Source organism: Enterobacter sp. 302C9 (assembly GCF_034106085.1).
Taxonomy (GTDB): domain Bacteria; phylum Pseudomonadota; class Gammaproteobacteria; order Enterobacterales; family Enterobacteriaceae; genus Enterobacter; species Enterobacter asburiae_B.
The window spans coordinates 20127-35153 of the sequence record NZ_JAWNBW010000010.1 but is presented as its reverse complement, the minus strand read 5'-3'; the positions used below and the strand labels follow the sequence as shown (position 1 = coordinate 35153).

At 58.8% G+C, this 15027-nt stretch carries 13 protein-coding genes; 4 read left to right on the top strand and 9 right to left on the bottom strand.

What is annotated here, in order from left to right; all coding sequences use genetic code 11:
- Positions 1 to 128 precede the first annotated feature (128 nt).
- On the top strand, positions 129 to 1442 hold the full coding sequence (gene gltP / locus UR289_RS17175) for a glutamate/aspartate:proton symporter GltP (protein ID WP_023310067.1): 1314 nt from the start codon (positions 129 to 131) through the stop codon (positions 1440 to 1442).
- Positions 1443 to 1525: 83 nt separating this feature from the next.
- Here gltP and UR289_RS17170 read toward each other — a convergent pair whose 3' ends face one another.
- The 3 genes from UR289_RS17170 to fdhF form a co-directional block, all read right to left on the bottom strand.
- The gene (locus UR289_RS17170; protein WP_064672981.1) at positions 1526 to 2200 is read right to left on the bottom strand and encodes a tetratricopeptide repeat protein; all 675 of its coding nucleotides are present in this window, start codon (positions 2198 to 2200) and stop codon (positions 1526 to 1528) included.
- 121 nt (positions 2201 to 2321) lie between these two features.
- Entirely contained in the window at positions 2322 to 2474 is a 153-nt protein-coding gene (locus tag UR289_RS17165) for a Hok/Gef family protein (protein ID WP_032644722.1), read from the bottom strand.
- A gap of 323 nt (positions 2475 to 2797) precedes the next feature.
- Positions 2798 to 4945, bottom strand: coding sequence for a formate dehydrogenase subunit alpha (fdhF, locus tag UR289_RS17160; RefSeq protein ID WP_080958252.1), 2148 nt, complete (start codon positions 4943 to 4945; stop codon positions 2798 to 2800).
- A 256-nt stretch (positions 4946 to 5201) separates the two neighbouring features.
- Between fdhF and UR289_RS17155 the strand changes: the two genes are divergently transcribed.
- Positions 5202 to 5933, top strand: coding sequence for a response regulator (locus tag UR289_RS17155; RefSeq protein ID WP_033144423.1), 732 nt, complete (start codon positions 5202 to 5204; stop codon positions 5931 to 5933).
- On the opposite strand, the gene UR289_RS17150 is transcribed toward UR289_RS17155, so the two are convergent.
- The 6 genes from UR289_RS17150 to UR289_RS17125 all read right to left on the bottom strand — a co-directional run bounded on the left by UR289_RS17150 (position 5930) and on the right by UR289_RS17125 (position 12093).
- Positions 5930 to 6934 carry a carbohydrate kinase family protein gene (locus UR289_RS17150; RefSeq protein ID WP_039262394.1) on the bottom strand — a complete coding sequence of 335 codons (1005 nt, stop codon included), beginning with the start codon at positions 6932 to 6934 and terminating at the stop codon, positions 5930 to 5932. The two genes, UR289_RS17155 and UR289_RS17150, sit on opposite strands and share 4 nt — an antisense overlap.
- Complete coding sequence (locus UR289_RS17145) at positions 6934 to 7794, bottom strand: ketose 1,6-bisphosphate aldolase (protein ID WP_320711101.1); 861 nt, start codon at positions 7792 to 7794, stop codon at positions 6934 to 6936. Before UR289_RS17145 ends, UR289_RS17150 begins: the two co-directional genes overlap by 1 nt.
- A 10-nt stretch (positions 7795 to 7804) precedes the next feature.
- A complete protein-coding gene (locus UR289_RS17140; RefSeq protein ID WP_221703280.1) occupies positions 7805 to 8491 on the bottom strand; it encodes a D-lyxose/D-mannose family sugar isomerase in 687 nt (228 codons plus the stop codon).
- 115 nt (positions 8492 to 8606) lie between these two features.
- Positions 8607 to 9548, bottom strand: a complete 942-nt coding sequence (locus UR289_RS17135; RefSeq protein ID WP_021242935.1) for an ABC transporter substrate-binding protein — start codon at positions 9546 to 9548, stop codon at positions 8607 to 8609.
- Between the two features lie 32 nt (positions 9549 to 9580).
- Positions 9581 to 10576 carry an ABC transporter permease subunit gene (locus UR289_RS17130; RefSeq protein ID WP_032662554.1) on the bottom strand — a complete coding sequence of 332 codons (996 nt, stop codon included), beginning with the start codon at positions 10574 to 10576 and terminating at the stop codon, positions 9581 to 9583.
- Positions 10573 to 12093 (bottom strand): sugar ABC transporter ATP-binding protein, encoded by a 1521-nt coding sequence (locus tag UR289_RS17125; protein WP_023310078.1) that lies wholly within the window; start codon positions 12091 to 12093, stop codon positions 10573 to 10575. Before UR289_RS17125 ends, UR289_RS17130 begins: the two co-directional genes overlap by 4 nt.
- 233 nt (positions 12094 to 12326) lie before the next feature.
- Between UR289_RS17125 and UR289_RS17120 the strand changes: the two genes are divergently transcribed.
- On the top strand, positions 12327 to 14609 hold the full coding sequence (locus UR289_RS17120) for an ATP-binding protein (RefSeq protein ID WP_320711041.1): 2283 nt from the start codon (positions 12327 to 12329) through the stop codon (positions 14607 to 14609).
- 69 nt (positions 14610 to 14678) lie between these two features.
- Positions 14679 to 15002 carry a DDRRRQL repeat protein YjdP gene (gene yjdP / locus UR289_RS17115; RefSeq protein ID WP_033144428.1) on the top strand — a complete coding sequence of 108 codons (324 nt, stop codon included), beginning with the start codon at positions 14679 to 14681 and terminating at the stop codon, positions 15000 to 15002.
- Positions 15003 to 15027: the final 25 nt, after the last annotated feature.

Below are 15027 nucleotides of genomic sequence, written 5' to 3'. Positions count from 1 at the left end.
AAATGATACTCATACGCCGCGTTAAAAAATCCCATAAACCAACGCAACACAATTCATACCCTTTCAGTATGTCTCCCTGTTCATGCAGTTTGAGTGAACAAGGCGCTTCATTGAGGAAGTCAGTTTCTATGAAAAACGTTAAAGTCAGCCTTGCCTGGCAGATCTTAATCGCCCTTGTGCTGGGCATCTTGCTGGGCAGTTACCTCCACTATCATAGCGACAGCCGCGAATGGCTGATTGCGAACTTGCTTTCACCGGCAGGGGATATCTTTATTCATCTGATCAAGATGATTGTGGTGCCGATTGTGATCTCGACGCTGGTGGTCGGTATTGCGGGCGTCGGCGATGCGAAGCAGTTAGGCCGTATTGGTGCGAAAACCATTATCTATTTCGAAGTGATCACTACGGTTGCGATTATCCTCGGTATCACGCTGGCGAACGTGTTCCAGCCGGGGTCCGGGATCGATATGTCGCAGCTGGCAACGGTGGATATTTCGAAATACCAAAGTACGACCGCTGACGTGCAGAGCCATGCGCATGGCCTGATGGGCACTATCCTGTCGCTGGTGCCGACCAATATCGTGGCGTCGATGGCGAAGGGCGAGATGCTGCCTATCATCTTCTTCTCGGTGCTGTTTGGTCTGGGGCTCTCTTCCCTGCCGGCGACGCACCGTGAGCCGCTGGTGACCGTGTTCCGCTCTATCTCCGAAACCATGTTTAAAGTGACGCACATGGTGATGCGCTATGCGCCGGTAGGGGTGTTTGCGCTTATCGCGGTGACCGTGGCGAACTTCGGTTTTGCCTCCCTGTGGCCGCTGGCGAAGCTGGTGCTCCTGGTGCACTTCGCCATTCTGTTCTTCGCGCTGGTGGTGCTGGGGATCGTGGCGCGCCTGTGCGGGCTGAGCATCTGGATCCTGATTCGCATCCTGAAAGATGAGCTGATTCTGGCGTACTCCACGGCAAGTTCTGAGAGCGTGCTGCCGCGCATCATTGAGAAGATGGAAGCCTACGGCGCGCCTGCCTCTATTACCAGCTTCGTGGTACCGACCGGCTACTCCTTTAACCTGGACGGTTCGACGCTGTACCAGAGCATCGCCGCTATCTTTATTGCGCAGCTGTACGGCATTGACCTGTCGCTGTGGCAGGAGATCGTGCTGGTGCTGACGCTGATGGTGACGTCCAAAGGTATTGCAGGCGTTCCGGGCGTCTCCTTCGTGGTGCTGCTGGCGACGCTTGGCAGCGTCGGTATTCCGCTGGAAGGTCTGGCGTTTATCGCCGGTGTGGACCGTATCCTCGACATGGCGCGTACCGCGCTGAACGTGGTGGGGAATGCCCTGGCGGTGCTGGTTATCGCCAAGTGGGAACACAAATTCGATCGTAAAAAAGCGCTGGCGTATGAACGCGAGGTGCTGGGTCGTTTTGATAAGACGGCTGACCAGTAATGTTAAAAGCCGGGTGGCGGCTTCGCCTTACCCGGCCTACACAAGCCGTAGGCCCGGTAAGCGCAGCGCCACCGGGCAATGCTTTACTCTCCGCTCAGCGCATCAAACTCTTCGCATCCCGTATCAAACCCTTCAGTGCAGCTCAGGTTCAACCAGTACAGCGCTTTCTGTTTATTGGGCGTGATAAAGCCTTTCTCACCCTGCCTGAACAACATCCCCGCCCAGTACTCGGCGTAGCCCGTGCGTGAAAGTGCCGAGCTCCGCTTGAACCACGAGGCGGCCTGTACGTCGTCCTGGACCACTTCAACGCCGTTGGCATAAATCAGCCCCAGCAGCATTTGCGCATCTACCGCAGAGTCGTTGTCGATATCTTCGGTCGCCGTTTGCAGCAGTTTGATGGCCTGGGGATAGTCGGTTGTACCTGCCTGAGTGTTGACCAGCACGCGCGCCAGCATGATCGCGCCGCGTTTGCTGCCCGCGATGGTTGCCTGCTGCGCCAGTGCCTTAGCTTGCGCATAATTTCCCTGGGTAAAGAGGATTTGAGAGAGCAGCCCCATGGCGTCGACATCGCCACCTTTAGCGGCTTTCTCGGCCCACAGCGCGGCCTGCTTGCTGTCACCGGAGCTAAAGTATGTATCGGCCAAATAATACTGGGCACGGGCGTCACCCGCTTCAGCCTGTTCTTTGTACTGACTGCCAATCTCGTCGGCACGGACAAGCGATGTAAAAAGTAACAACAACAGAAAAATATGTTTCATGGGTTCTTATCATCGGGGTACACGCCGCGCAGTATAATCGCGGCGACAGAAGAAAAAAATGGGTGCATTAAGACCTCAGCATCCTGCAAGCCGGGCGGAACAGTGGTTCCGCCCGTAGAGGTTAGCCTGCGTTACAGGCTAATTTTGCCGCCACCTCCTGATGTTCACCCTTTATTGAAAACTCGCATAACTTACCTCGAGTAATAAAGGTAAAGATCACTATCGTCAGGCAAATAATAAAGACGATGCCTAACGCAGTTTTTAATGGCGTCATGCCTTTTACTCCTTGTCAAAAAAAGAATAAGAGGCTACTCTCAACTTGTCGGAGTTGAGGGAGAGTAGCCTCGGGTAAATGAAAATTTCCCGGGGCTTTCTACTTTCTGTCCCTCAACAATGCTCAAGACAGAAAGTCTTAAGCACCCGCCGCACATCTTATCCCTCTGAATTAAAATGCAAAGATGTAATTCTTTTTCGCGAAAATTACATTATTTCTGCGAGCCGCTTTCCAGAATAATAATTCATATATTTGATGAGTTAATCGGAAATAAAAAGGGAGTGAATATCTCACTCCCTTTATTCACTGATTAATTAACGGCTTCAGCCCATTGCGCTTTCGCGCAGTCGGGCTTTCAGCTTGTTATATTCGTCGATGACATACTGTTCCGCAGCGTGCTGATCCGCAATCGGCTCCACGCGTACGGCGCAGTATTTATACTCCGGCGTTTTGGTTATCGGACTTAAGTTCTCCGTCACCAGCTCGTTACAGGCGCCAATCCACCACTGGTAGGTCATATAGACCGCCCCTTTGTTCGGACGATCGCTGACCTGCGCTCGGGTAATGATCCGGCCTTTGCGCGAGTTCACCCACACCAGCGCTTCATCCTCAATGCCGAGGCGCGCTGCGTCGGCGGTGTTGATTTGCGCGTAGCCCGGTTCGTCCGCCAGCGCCGCCAGCGCGGCGCAGTTACCCGTCATCGAACGACAGGAGTAGTGGCCCACTTCACGCACGGTGGAGAGCACCATCGGATACTCGTCGGTGAGTTTATCGATCGGCGCGACCCAGTCGCAGGTGAAGAACTGCGCCAGCCCGTTCGGGGTGTCGAACTTCTCTTTAAAGAGGTATGACGTCCCCTGATCGGCTTCGGACTCATCGCGACACGGCCACTGGATGTATCCCAGCTCACCCATTTTTTCGTAGGTTGCCCCGTAGAAGTCCGGGCACAGATTGCGCAGCTCGTCCCAGATCTCCTGAGTGTTGTTGTAGTGCATCGGGTAGCCCATGCGGGTGGCGATTTCGCTGATGATCTGCCAGTCCGTTTTCAGGTCCCACTTCGGCTCGACCGCCTTAAAGAAGCGCTGGAAGCCGCGGTCCGCCGCCGTGTAGACGCCTTCATGCTCGCCCCAGGAGGTCGACGGTAAAATCACATCCGCCGCCGCCGCGGTTTTGGTCATGAAGATATCCTGGACAATCACCAGCTCCAGATCCTCAAACCCCTTGCGCACCGCAGACAGCTCGGCGTCGGTCTGAAGCGGATCTTCACCCATGATGTAGGCCGCACGTACTTCGCCGTGCGCCGCGCGGTGCGGCAGCTCGCTGATGCGATACCCGGTGTGTTCCGGCAGGCTTTCCACGCCCCAGGCCTTCGCGAACTTAGCGCGGTTTTCCGGGAACTTCACGTACTGGTAGCCCGGGTAGGTGTCCGGCAGCGCGCCCATATCGCAGGCGCCCTGGACGTTATTCTGACCACGTACCGGGTTAACGCCGACGTGCGCTTTACCCAGATTGCCGGTCAGCATCGCGAGGCTTGTCAGAGAACGCACGGTTTCCACGCCCTGATAGAACTGGGTCACGCCCATTCCCCACAGGATGGCGGCGGTTTTCGCCCCGGCATACATCCGTGCCGCCTGGCGGATCTCCTGCGCGCTGACGCCGGTGATTGTTTCCACCGACTCTGGCGTATAGCCTTCGACAATTTTCCGATACTCTTCAAAACCTTCCGTACGGGTCGCGACAAACGCCTGGTCGTACAGGTTCTCCTCAATAATGACGTGCCCCATTGCGTTCAACAGCGCGATGTTCGAGCCGTTTTTTAACGCGATGTGCATATCCGCAATGCGCGCGGTTTCAATTTTGCGCGGATCGCAGACGATGATTTTCGCCCCGTTCTGCTTAGCGCGAATAACGTGGTTCGCGACGATAGGGTGAGAATCCGCCGGGTTATAACCAAAGATGAAGACGAGATCGGTGTTATCTATCTCGTTGATGGCATTACTCATTGCGCCGTTACCGACCGACTGGTGCAGACCTGCAACCGATGGGCCGTGTCAGACGCGAGCGCAGCAGTCGACGTTATTGGTTCCAATAACGGCGCGCGCGAATTTTTGCATCACATAGTTGGTTTCATTCCCCGTCCCGCGTGAGGAGCCGGTGGTCTGAATCGCATCCGGGCCATACTTGGCCTTGATGGCGCTCAGACGCGTGGCGACGTAATCCAGCGCCTCGCTCCAGGAGACGGCTTCCAGCTTGCCGCCGCGCTCGCGGCGGATCATAGGGGTTTTCAGGCGCGGGGTGAGGATTTGGGTATCGTTAATAAAATCCCAGCCGTAGTAACCTTTCAGGCATAGCGTGCCCTGGTTGGTTTTCCCCTGTGCGGCCTCCGCCCGGACGATTTTGCCGTTATCGACCACCAGGTGGATCTTGCAACCTGAGGCACAATAAGGGCAAACCGTGACGACTTTTTTCATCAGTCTGCTCCAGTTAATCGAATCATTCGCACCCACTATGCAGCTTCTATGCCATGTTTTTTGTATGGGTATACCCTGACTTTACGGTCCCTTCGCGGTGAAAACCCTGACAAAAAGCAGCCAATCGTCAAAATTGACGTGTCGACAGGGCAGCGGATGTGACATGGGTTGAATTTCCGTCACTGAAAAAACCATTTGACTGGAGCCGACGGCAGAATGGTTCAGACTTAACATAATCCCCTGACGGAAGCATACGATGAAACCGGCGATCCTGGTGGTTGATGACGATACGGCAGTCTGCGAACTGCTTCAGGACGTGCTGAGCGAGCACGTCTTTAGCGTGCTTATTTGCCATAACGGCCAGGATGCACTGCGGCAGGTACAACAGGAGCCGAATATCGCGCTGGTGCTGCTGGATATGATGCTGCCGGATATCAACGGCTTACAGGTTTTGCTGCAGCTGCAAAAGCAGCGCCCGGCGCTACCGGTGATTATGTTAACCGGGCTGGGCAGTGAGTCAGACGTGGTGGTGGGGCTGGAGATGGGGGCCGACGATTATATTGGCAAACCGTTCAACCCGCGCGTGGTGGTCGCCCGCGTAAAAGCGGTATTGCGCCGTACCGGCGTACTGGCGGCGGAAGTCCCCGCAGCGCCCGTAGCGGGCATTGCTTTTAACGGATGGACGCTTGATACCACCCGCTGTGAGCTGAGCGATCCGCAGCGTAACCCTGTCCCCTTAACCCAGGGCGAGTACGGCCTGCTGCTGGCGCTTACGCAAAATGCCCGTCGGGTGCTGAGTCGTGACCAGCTGCTTGAGCTGACCCACAGCGAAAGCGCGGACGTGTTCGACCGCACGATTGACGTGTTGATCATGCGCCTGCGCCGGAAGATAGAGGCTAACCCGCATCAGCCTGCGCTCATCAAAACCATCCGTGGGCTGGGCTATGTGTTTGCCACCGACGTTTCCCATAGCGAGAAAGCGGCCTAAGTATTCTCTTTGATAAACAGCTGCAGCTCGGCCAGCGTTTTCGCGCCGTCAATCGCGTTGGCGGCCAGCAGGCTGGCCCGCGCGCAGGCGTGTGCAAGATAAATGCTCTCCGTGAGCGGCAGCGATTCATGGCAGCCGTATAAAAACCCCGCGCAAAACGCATCGCCCGCGCCAACGCTGCCGACAATCTCTTTCTGCTCCAGCAACCATGATGGGATCCAGCGGCCTTGCTCACCCGGTGCTTCGCCCCATGCGCCTTCCGGACAGTGGATCACCACCCGCTGACGCACGCCTGCCGCCAGCAGCTGCGTCGCGGCATCGGCGATATGGGCGATATTCAGCGCATCGTCGGCGTCGCGCATCTCCAGTCCGCTAAACTCCCCGGCTTCCAGCTCGTTAATCACCAGATAATCAAGGTGGCGCAGGGCTGGGAGCACCAGCGGCTGATAGCGCGGGTCGCCCTTGCGGGAAACCAGATCGAGCGACGTTTCATACCCCTGGTCGCGCATCTGCGCCAGCAGGCGCGCGCTGCGGGTGCCAAACTCGTCATCGGGCATATCCAGGCTGTCGAGCAGCAGCAGGTAGCCGAGATGGAAGATCTTCATCGATCCGTCTAAGCGATCGAAGGCGGGAAGATCCAGCAGGCGGTTGGCGCCCGGCGAGTGGAAGAAGGTGCGCTGTCCGCTGGGATCGGTCATCACCTGCGACATGGAGGTCGGGGCAAAGGTGGTGCGCTGAACCCGCTGGCGGTTGACGTGGTACTGGTCGAGCATCGCCAGAATGTAATCCCCGTCGGCATCTTCGCCAATCAGCCCCACCGCCTGCAGCGGCAGGCCAACGTGCATTTTCGCCAGCGTCAGCAGCACGTTGAGCGGCGCGCCGCCGGTGGAGCGTTCGCTGTGGGTAATTTCCGCCAGCCAGCCACGCTCCGGCCACTGCACGATCTGGTGGACGTGATCCACCAGCATGTTGCCTGCGGCGATGATGCCTTTGCGTTCCATTATGCCTGCCCCGTGCTGCCGAAGATGCGCATCTGTTCGGCGACCGTATCGGCAATCGCCTCTTCTATCCCCAGCAGCAGTTCAGCAAATTCATCGTACAGCGGCTGGCGGTTCGCCATGCGCTGCTCAACGGCGGCGAGTGCGGCCTGCGACATGCCGGTGTAGAAGTTGATTTTATGAATGCCGAGCTCGATGGCGCGGCGGAAGTCGGCATCGCTAATCCCGGAGCCGCCGTGTAAAACCAGCGGCAGGCCCGTCTGCTGGCGAATGGCGTCCAGGCGTGGGAAATCGAGTTTTGGCTCGCCCTTGTATTTGCCGTGCGCGTTGCCGATGGCAACCGCCAGCGCGTCAATGCCGGTTGAATCGACAAACTCGCGCGCCAGCTGCGGGTCGGTAAAGAACGCTTCATCCGCATGCCCGTACAGCGCGCCGCCTTCATCGCCACCGACCGCGCCCAGCTCCGCCTCCACCGACACGCCGACCGCGTGGCACATCTTCACCACCTCCCGCGTCTGGCGAATATTCTCCTCATAGCTCAGCGTAGAGCCGTCGAACATTACCGAGCTGAACCCTAAGCGCAGGGCGCGCACCACCGCCTCGAAATGCAGGCCGTGGTCGAGGTTGAGCACCACGGGAATATCGTGACGGGCGGCTTCGAACTTAACCGCTTCGACAAGCGAATCCAGGGAGACGTATTTAAAATGCACTTCGGCGATGTTGATAATAAACGGCGAGCGTTCCTGCTTCGCGGCGGCGAACAGCGCGCGCAGGAAGTGGGAGTCGAGCACGTTAAACGCGCCCAGCGCGTAGCGATGCGCCCTGGCGTGCTCCAGACCGTCGGCAAGAGAGATCAATGGCATCATTTACTCCTTATATCCGGAACAGGTTGTACTCGTTGCACAGCACCAGCAGCGCCGGTTCGTCTTCTTCGATGTTGTTATAGCGGGCAACGGGCTGCAAAAAGTGGTTGTCGTGCTCGTCGTCGTTTACCGATGACACCTCCCCAACCAGCACGTCGCCGAAGCCGCGTTCGCCCCAGAAGCTGTGGTACAGAGTGGGTGTCAGGCAGATGCTTTCCCCTGGCGTGAGGCGCAGCTGGCTGCCGGGCGCGTGGGTCTGACGACAGCCGTCGACGGTGACCGTCACGTCGGTGTTTTCCGTCTCTTCATACGCCCCGGCATTCCATAACTCAATAATCAGATTCCCGCCGCCCCGGTTGATGATGTCTTCCCGCTTGCGCCAGTGAAAATGCATCGGCGTCACCTGGCCGTCGCGCACGTGCATAATTTTTTCGGCATAGCACTTTTCATAAGGCACGCCGTTGGGCGAGCCGTTGCGCAGGGTAAACAGCGTCAGGCCCTCAGCGGCAAAGCTGTTGCCGCCGAACGCCGTCACGTCCCAGCCGAGCTTGAGGTCGAACACTTCCTGCCATGCGGCCTGGTCAAGCTGCTGCCATTTTGTGGGCGGGAAGCTGGCAAACGGCGGGAGGTGCACGTCGTGCATGGAAAAAAACTGTCGCGTGTGGCCGAGAATTTCATTGATGTCGGAGCGTTTCATGGGGACTCCTGGCTTTTTTTGCAAAACCCTAGCCCTCACCCTCAAGGGGGAGGGGGAGTAAGTTCCCTCTCCCTGTGGGAGAGGGTTAGGGTGTGGGCATCAGGCCGCAACGAGGTTACTTAACCGTCCAGCCCTTATAGGTCCCGACGTTCTTTTTATCGATCATCGTCACCGGGATCAGCACCGGCGCTTTCGGCGCAGGTTTGCCCTGTAGAATGTCATAGCCGATCTCCACCGCTTTTGCCGCCATCACCTGCGGATCCTGCGCCGGGGTCGCGACAAACAGGGAGTTTTCGCGCTTCAGCGCTTCCTCACCGTCCGGGCTGCCATCCACGCCGACGATAAAGAACTCGTTGCGTTGAGCCTGTTTCGCGGCCAGATCGGCACCGATCGCCGTCGGATCGTTAATCGCAAACACGCCGTCGATCTTCGGATTGGCCGCCAGCAGGGAGGTCATGACTTCCAGACCGCCTTCACGACTGCCCTTGGCGTTTTGGTTATCCGAGAGCACCTTGATATCCGGATGTTTTTTGAATTCCGTCTGGCAGCCTTCCACGCGGTTTTGCACCGCAGAGACCGGCGGTCCGTTGATGATCACCACGTTGCCTTTGCCTTTCAGGCGATCGGTAATGTACTTACAGGCCATTTCGCCCGCCTGGGTGTTATCGGAGGTGATGGTCGCATCCGCCCCTTCCGCCGCCACGTCAACCGCAACGACCACGATCCCGGCGTCCTTCGCGCGCTTCACCGCCGGGCCGATCCCTTTGGAATCCGCGGCGTTGAGGATGATCATGTCCACCTTCGCGGCAATGAAGTTATCGATCTGCGCCACCTGCTGGCCCAGATCGTAACCGCTGGAGACCAGCGTCACCTTGACGTTATCGCCAGCCAGCTTGCGCGCTTCCAGCTCGGCACCTTTGGTGATCTGCACGAAGAACGGGTTGGCCAGGTCGCCCACCGTCACGCCGATGGACTTCAGATCTTTTGCCTGCGCAAACGGCGTTGCGGCAAGCAGCGCGCCAGCACAGAGCGCGGTCACTAACGGTTTCAAACGCATGTTGTTTTCCTCGAAGCTGTAGGGTTTTGTTGTTATGCACTTTGATGGTGTCGGGTACGGTATTTGTCGATCAGCACCGCTATGATGATCACCGCCCCTTTGATCACCAGCTGCCAGAAGTAGGAGACGCCCATCAGCGTCATGCCGTTGTTGAGGGTGGCGATGATCAGCGCGCCGACCAGCGTGCCGGTGATCGTGCCGATCCCGCCGACGAAGCTGGTGCCGCCGAGGATCACCGCCGCAATCGCATCCAGCTCGTAGCCCGTGCCGAGGTTGCCGTTGGCGCTGTAGAGGCGCGAGGCGCTCATCACGCCGCCAAGCCCGGAGAGCAGGCCGCTCATGCCGTAGACAAACAGCAGCACCAGCCAGACCTTGATGCCGGTCAGTCGCGCCGCCTGCATGTTGCCGCCCACTGCATAGATATGTACGCCTAGCGTGGTGCGGCGCAGGATGAACCAGCAGATAGCAATCACCGCAAGGGCAATGACTACCAGCCACGGGATCGGGCCGAGGTAGTTATTGCCGATCCACTCGAAGCTGATGTTGGAGTTAATGACCGTCGTGCCGTCCGCCAGCAGATACGCCGCGCCGCGCAGCGCCGTATAGGTGCCGAGCGTCACGATGAAGGGCGGCAGCCCGGCAAAGGCCACCAGCGCGCCGTTGAACAGGCCCAGCACCATGCCGAGCATCAGCGCGGCCGGAATGGAGAGCATCGCAAATTCAGGGATAAGCGAGACCACCATCGCCGCTACCGCCGTGGTGCCCAGAATCGAGCCCACGGAGAGGTCAATCCCGCCGGTTAAAATGATGAAGGTCATTCCCGCCGCCAGCACGATGTTGATCGACGCCTGACGGGTAATGTTGAGCAGATTGCTCTCGGTGAAGAAGTTCGGGGCGATAAAGCCAAATACCGCCACAATCAGGATAAGAATCGGCAGGATGCCGACCGTTTGCATCAGATCGCTCATCAGCATTTTTTTGGCGGAGGCGGATTTCGCCACCTGCTGCGGATGGGTTGGAGTTGTCATGATTGCACCGCCTGATGATGAGTGTCGTTCACGCCGGTTGCCAGCGTCATAATGTTTTCCTGAGAGATGTCGCGCCCGTGGAGTTCACCCGCAATGCTGCCTTCCCGCATCACGTACACCCGGTCGCTCATGCCCACCACTTCCGGCAGCTCGCTGGAGATCATTAAAATCGCCACCCCTTTGCGCGCCATCTGGTTCATGATGCGGTAGATCTCGCTTTTCGCGCCGACGTCCACGCCGCGCGTGGGTTCGTCCAGAATCAGAATGCGCGGACCGATGGCCACCCAGCGGGAGATCAGCAGCTTTTGCTGATTGCCGCCGGACAGCCCGCCCGCGCGCACCTGCGAATGGGGTACGCGGATGTTAAGCAGGGCAATGGCGTCATCGGAAATCGACTGGGCTTTTTTGCGGTTTAACATACCGAAGGTGGCGTCGCGCTCCAGCGTCGCCATGGTGATGTTCTCCTGCGCCGCCAGCTCCAGAAACAGCCCCTGCTCCTTGCGGTTCTCGGTGAGAAAACCGATGCCGTTTTCGATGGCCGCACGCGGGGAGTGGATCACCACCGGCTCGCCGTCGACCTCAATCATGCCGCCGGTGGCTTTACGCACGCCGAAAATCAGCTGCGCCAGCTCGGAGCGTCCGGCCCCCACCAGGCCCGCCAGCCCGACGATTTCGCCGGAACGGACCTGCAGGCTGCACGGCTGTACCTTTTTACCGTCGGTGAGGTGGTGGACGTTGAGGCGCGGGCTGCCGAGGGGAATATCACGCTCTTTGTTGAACAGATCGCTTAACGGGCGGCCCACCATCATGCGCACCAGCTCGGAGGCGTTCAGCTTGTCGCGCGTCAGGCTGCCGACGTACTGCCCGTCGCGCAGAACGCTGACGCGGTCAGAAAGTTCATACACTTCCGCCATGCGGTGGCTGATATAGATGATCGCCATCCCTTCATCGCGCAGGCGCAAAATCAGTTCAAACAGGCGATGCGTTTCCCGCGAGGAGAGGGCGGCGGTGGGCTCATCCATCACCAGAATGCGGCTGTTGCGGTGCAGCGCGCGGGCGATTTCCACCTGCTGCTGCTCGGCGATGGTCAGCTTCATCACCAGGTCGGTGGCATTGAACTGTGCGCCGAGGCGCTCAATCACCGCCTGCGCCTGGGCGGCCATCTCTTTGCGCTGCACCATCCCGCCGCGCGACAGCTCGCTGCCAAGAAAAATATTTTCGGCAACGGTCAGGTTGGGCGCGAGCTGCATCTCCTGATAAATCAGGGTAATGCCTGCGGCCAGCGCATCTTTCGGCCCTTTAATGTGAAACGGCTGACCGTCGATCAGGATCTCACCGCTGGTGGCGGTATAGGCTCCCGCGAGGATTTTCATCAGCGTGCTTTTTCCCGCGCCGTTTTCGCCCATCAGCGCGTGGATCTCTCCGGGAAAGACCGTCAAATCCACACCCTTGAGCGCGTGGAAACTGCCAAACGTTTTGGCAATGCTGCGCATCTCTAATACCGGGGTTCTGCTCATGGCGGATCTCCTGCGAATGCCGATATCTGCACTTCATCACAGGTGCGTAAATGCAAAATGTCAGAAGCTGTTCATATTTGTCATAGTTATGAATAGCTAATGTAGATCACAGTTATTGAACTACCCTCACCCCGGCCCTCTCCCTGAAAGGGAGAGGGAGCAAATCATTCCCTCGCCCCTTTGGGGAGAGGGTTAGGGTGAGGGGACACCAAACCGCACAGGAGCCCAAGCCCATGCCATCACGCCGTCCGCCCTTTTTCGCCAGCGCCCGAGGCCGCCTGCTGATTTTTAATCTGCTGGTGGTCGCCGTGACGCTAATGGTGAGCGGCGTGGCGGTGCTCGGCTTTCGTCACGCCAGTCAAATCCAGGAGCAGGTTCAGCAGCAAACGCTGGACGATATGACCGGCAGCATGAACCTGGCCCGCGATACCGCCAACGTGGCGACGGCGGCGGTGCGGCTTTCGCAGGTCGTCGGGGCGCTGGAGTACAAAGGCGAAGCCGAGCGCCTGAAGCAGACGCAAATGGCGCTGCGCCGCTCGCTGGAACAGCTTGCGGAAGCGCCGCTGGCGCAGCAGGAGCCGGCGCTGGTGGCGCGTATTATTCAACGAAGCAATGAGCTACAGCAGAGCGTGACGGAGATGCTTGAGCGCGGACAGCGGCGCCATCTGGAGCGTAACGCGCTGCTGAGCTCGCTGTATCAAAGCCAGAGCTACCTGCGTCATCTGCAGGACATCAACCGCCGTTACGACAGCAACGTGCCGGATGCGCAGCAGCTGATGGAGATGGACCGGCTGATCGCTGCCGCCATCGACACCCCTTCGCCGCGCGCGACCGTTCAGCAGCTGGACGCCGTGGCCGCAGCGCTGCCCCGGAGTGCCGTACAGCCGGTCGTGAAGGGAGTTCTGCCTGATTTTAATGCCGAGTTAGGCAAGCTCGCCCCGCTGTCGAAGCAGCTGGAAGAGAGCGATCTGGCGATAAGCTGGTATATGTTCCACATCAAGGCGCTGGTGGCGATCCTCAACAGCGACATTAATCAGTACGTCGGGCAGGTGGCGCAGGCTTCCCGGCTTCGCACGGCCCAGAGCCATCACGAGCTGCAGTCCATCAGCGTGTTTATCAGCTTCTTCGCCGTGCTGGCGCTGATCATCACCGGGTGCGCCTGCTGGTATATCTACCGCAATCTGGCCTCTAACCTGACGGCTATTTCCCGGGCAATGTCGCGCCTTGCTCACGGCGAGCAGGATGTCTCCGTTCCCGCCCTCCAGCGGCGCGATGAGCTGGGCGAGCTGGCGCGCGCGTTTAACGTGTTTGCCCGCAATACCGCCTCGCTTGAGCACACCACGCGCCTGCTGAAAGAGAAAACCACGCAGATGGAGATCGACCGCGTTGAGCGTCAGGGGCTGGAAGAGGCGCTGCTGCACAGCCAGAAGATGAAGGCGGTCGGACAGCTGACCGGCGGGCTGGCGCATGATTTTAACAACCTGCTGGCGGTAATCATCGGCAGCCTTGAGCTCACCGACCCCGAATCAAAAGACGCGCCGCGCATTACCCGGGCGCTGAAGGCGGCCGAGCGGGGTGCCTTACTGACGCAGCGCCTGCTGGCGTTTTCCCGCAAGCAGTCCCTGACGCCGCATGCGGTAGAGATGCTGCCGCTGCTGGAGAACCTCCGGGAGCTGATGCGCCACTCCCTGCCTGCTACCCTCACCCTGGAGATTGAAGCGCAAACCCCGGCGTGGCCCGCGTGGATTGACGTTAGCCAGCTGGAAAACGCCATCATCAACCTGGTGATGAACGCGCGCGATGCGATGGAAGGGCAAAGCGGGGTGATTAAAATCCGGACCTGGAATCAGCGCGTCACCCGCAGCGACGGGCGCAGGCAGGATATGGTGGCGCTGGAGGTGATTGACCGCGGCAGCGGCATGTCGCAGGAGGTGAAATCCCGGGTCTTTGAACCGTTCTTCACCACCAAGCAGACCGGAAGCGGGAGCGGATTAGGCCTGTCGATGGTCTACGGCTTTGTGCGCCAGTCCGGCGGCCGCGTGGAAATTGAAAGCGTGCCGGGGCAGGGAACGACCGTTCGGCTTCACCTCCCGCGCTCGGTGCTGCCTGCTGCGGCAGACGATGAAGCGTTGTCAGCCACCGCCTCCGTCGATAGCGAGCGGCTGGTGCTGGTGCTGGAAGATGAAGCCGATGTTCGGCAAACCCTGTGCGAGCAGCTGCATCAGCTCGGCTACCTGACGCTGGAAGCGGACAACGGCGAGCAGGCGCTGAATATGCTGGAGGCTGCACCGGATATTGGCATGTTTATCAGCGACCTGATGCTGCCCGGCAGCCTCAGCGGCGCCGAGGTGATTAACCATGTGCGCAGCCATTACCCGCAGCTTCCGGTGCTGCTGATCAGCGGCCAGGACCTACGGCCCGCGCATAACCCTCAGCTGCCGGACGTCCAATTGTTGCGTAAGCCGTTTACGCGGGTGCAGCTGGCGCAGGCGCTGCGCAAGGTTATGGTAATTTGAGATTCCTCCGCTACCCCGGCTTCCCGCCGTTCATTATCGTAAGGCCAGTTCACCTGCGAGTCTGGCCTTATGAAACGTTACTCAACTGCTCTGTTATTCGGTCTGCTGTCACTCACCAGCCAACTGGCTCATGCCGATATTGTTGATGATGCTATTGGCAACATTCAGCAGGCGATCAACGATGCCTATAACCCCAGCAGCAGCCGCAGCAATGACGACGACGATCGTTATGACCGCAGCCGTCAAATCGACAGCCGACAGTACGACGATCGTCGTCGGCAGCTTGAAGACAGACGCCGTCGTTTAGATGAACGTCAGCGTCAGCTGGATGACGATCGCCGTCGGTTAGAAGAGGATGAGCGCAGGTTAGAAGACGATTACGATCGAGGCTAAGTGCGGCCTGTTGCCCTCAACCACT

Bases quoted from the DNA above. Each gene is read 5' to 3' on its own strand.
- gltP (WP_023310067.1), top strand. From the start codon at position 129: ATGAAAAACGTTAAAGTCAGCCTTGCCTGGCAGATCTTAATCGCCCTT.
- UR289_RS17170 (WP_064672981.1), bottom strand. From the start codon at position 2,200: ATGAAACATATTTTTCTGTTGTTGTTACTTTTTACATCGCTTGTCCGT.
- UR289_RS17165 (WP_032644722.1), bottom strand. From the start codon at position 2,474: ATGACGCCATTAAAAACTGCGTTAGGCATCGTCTTTATTATTTGCCTG.
- UR289_RS17155 (WP_033144423.1), top strand. From the start codon at position 5,202: ATGAAACCGGCGATCCTGGTGGTTGATGACGATACGGCAGTCTGCGAA.
- UR289_RS17150 (WP_039262394.1), bottom strand. From the start codon at position 6,934: ATGGAACGCAAAGGCATCATCGCCGCAGGCAACATGCTGGTGGATCAC.
- UR289_RS17145 (WP_320711101.1), bottom strand. From the start codon at position 7,794: ATGCCATTGATCTCTCTTGCCGACGGTCTGGAGCACGCCAGGGCGCAT.
- UR289_RS17140 (WP_221703280.1), bottom strand. From the start codon at position 8,491: ATGAAACGCTCCGACATCAATGAAATTCTCGGCCACACGCGACAGTTT.
- UR289_RS17135 (WP_021242935.1), bottom strand. From the start codon at position 9,548: ATGCGTTTGAAACCGTTAGTGACCGCGCTCTGTGCTGGCGCGCTGCTT.
- UR289_RS17130 (WP_032662554.1), bottom strand. From the start codon at position 10,576: ATGACAACTCCAACCCATCCGCAGCAGGTGGCGAAATCCGCCTCCGCC.
- UR289_RS17125 (WP_023310078.1), bottom strand. From the start codon at position 12,093: ATGAGCAGAACCCCGGTATTAGAGATGCGCAGCATTGCCAAAACGTTT.
- UR289_RS17120 (WP_320711041.1), top strand. From the start codon at position 12,327: ATGCCATCACGCCGTCCGCCCTTTTTCGCCAGCGCCCGAGGCCGCCTG.
- yjdP (WP_033144428.1), top strand. From the start codon at position 14,679: ATGAAACGTTACTCAACTGCTCTGTTATTCGGTCTGCTGTCACTCACC.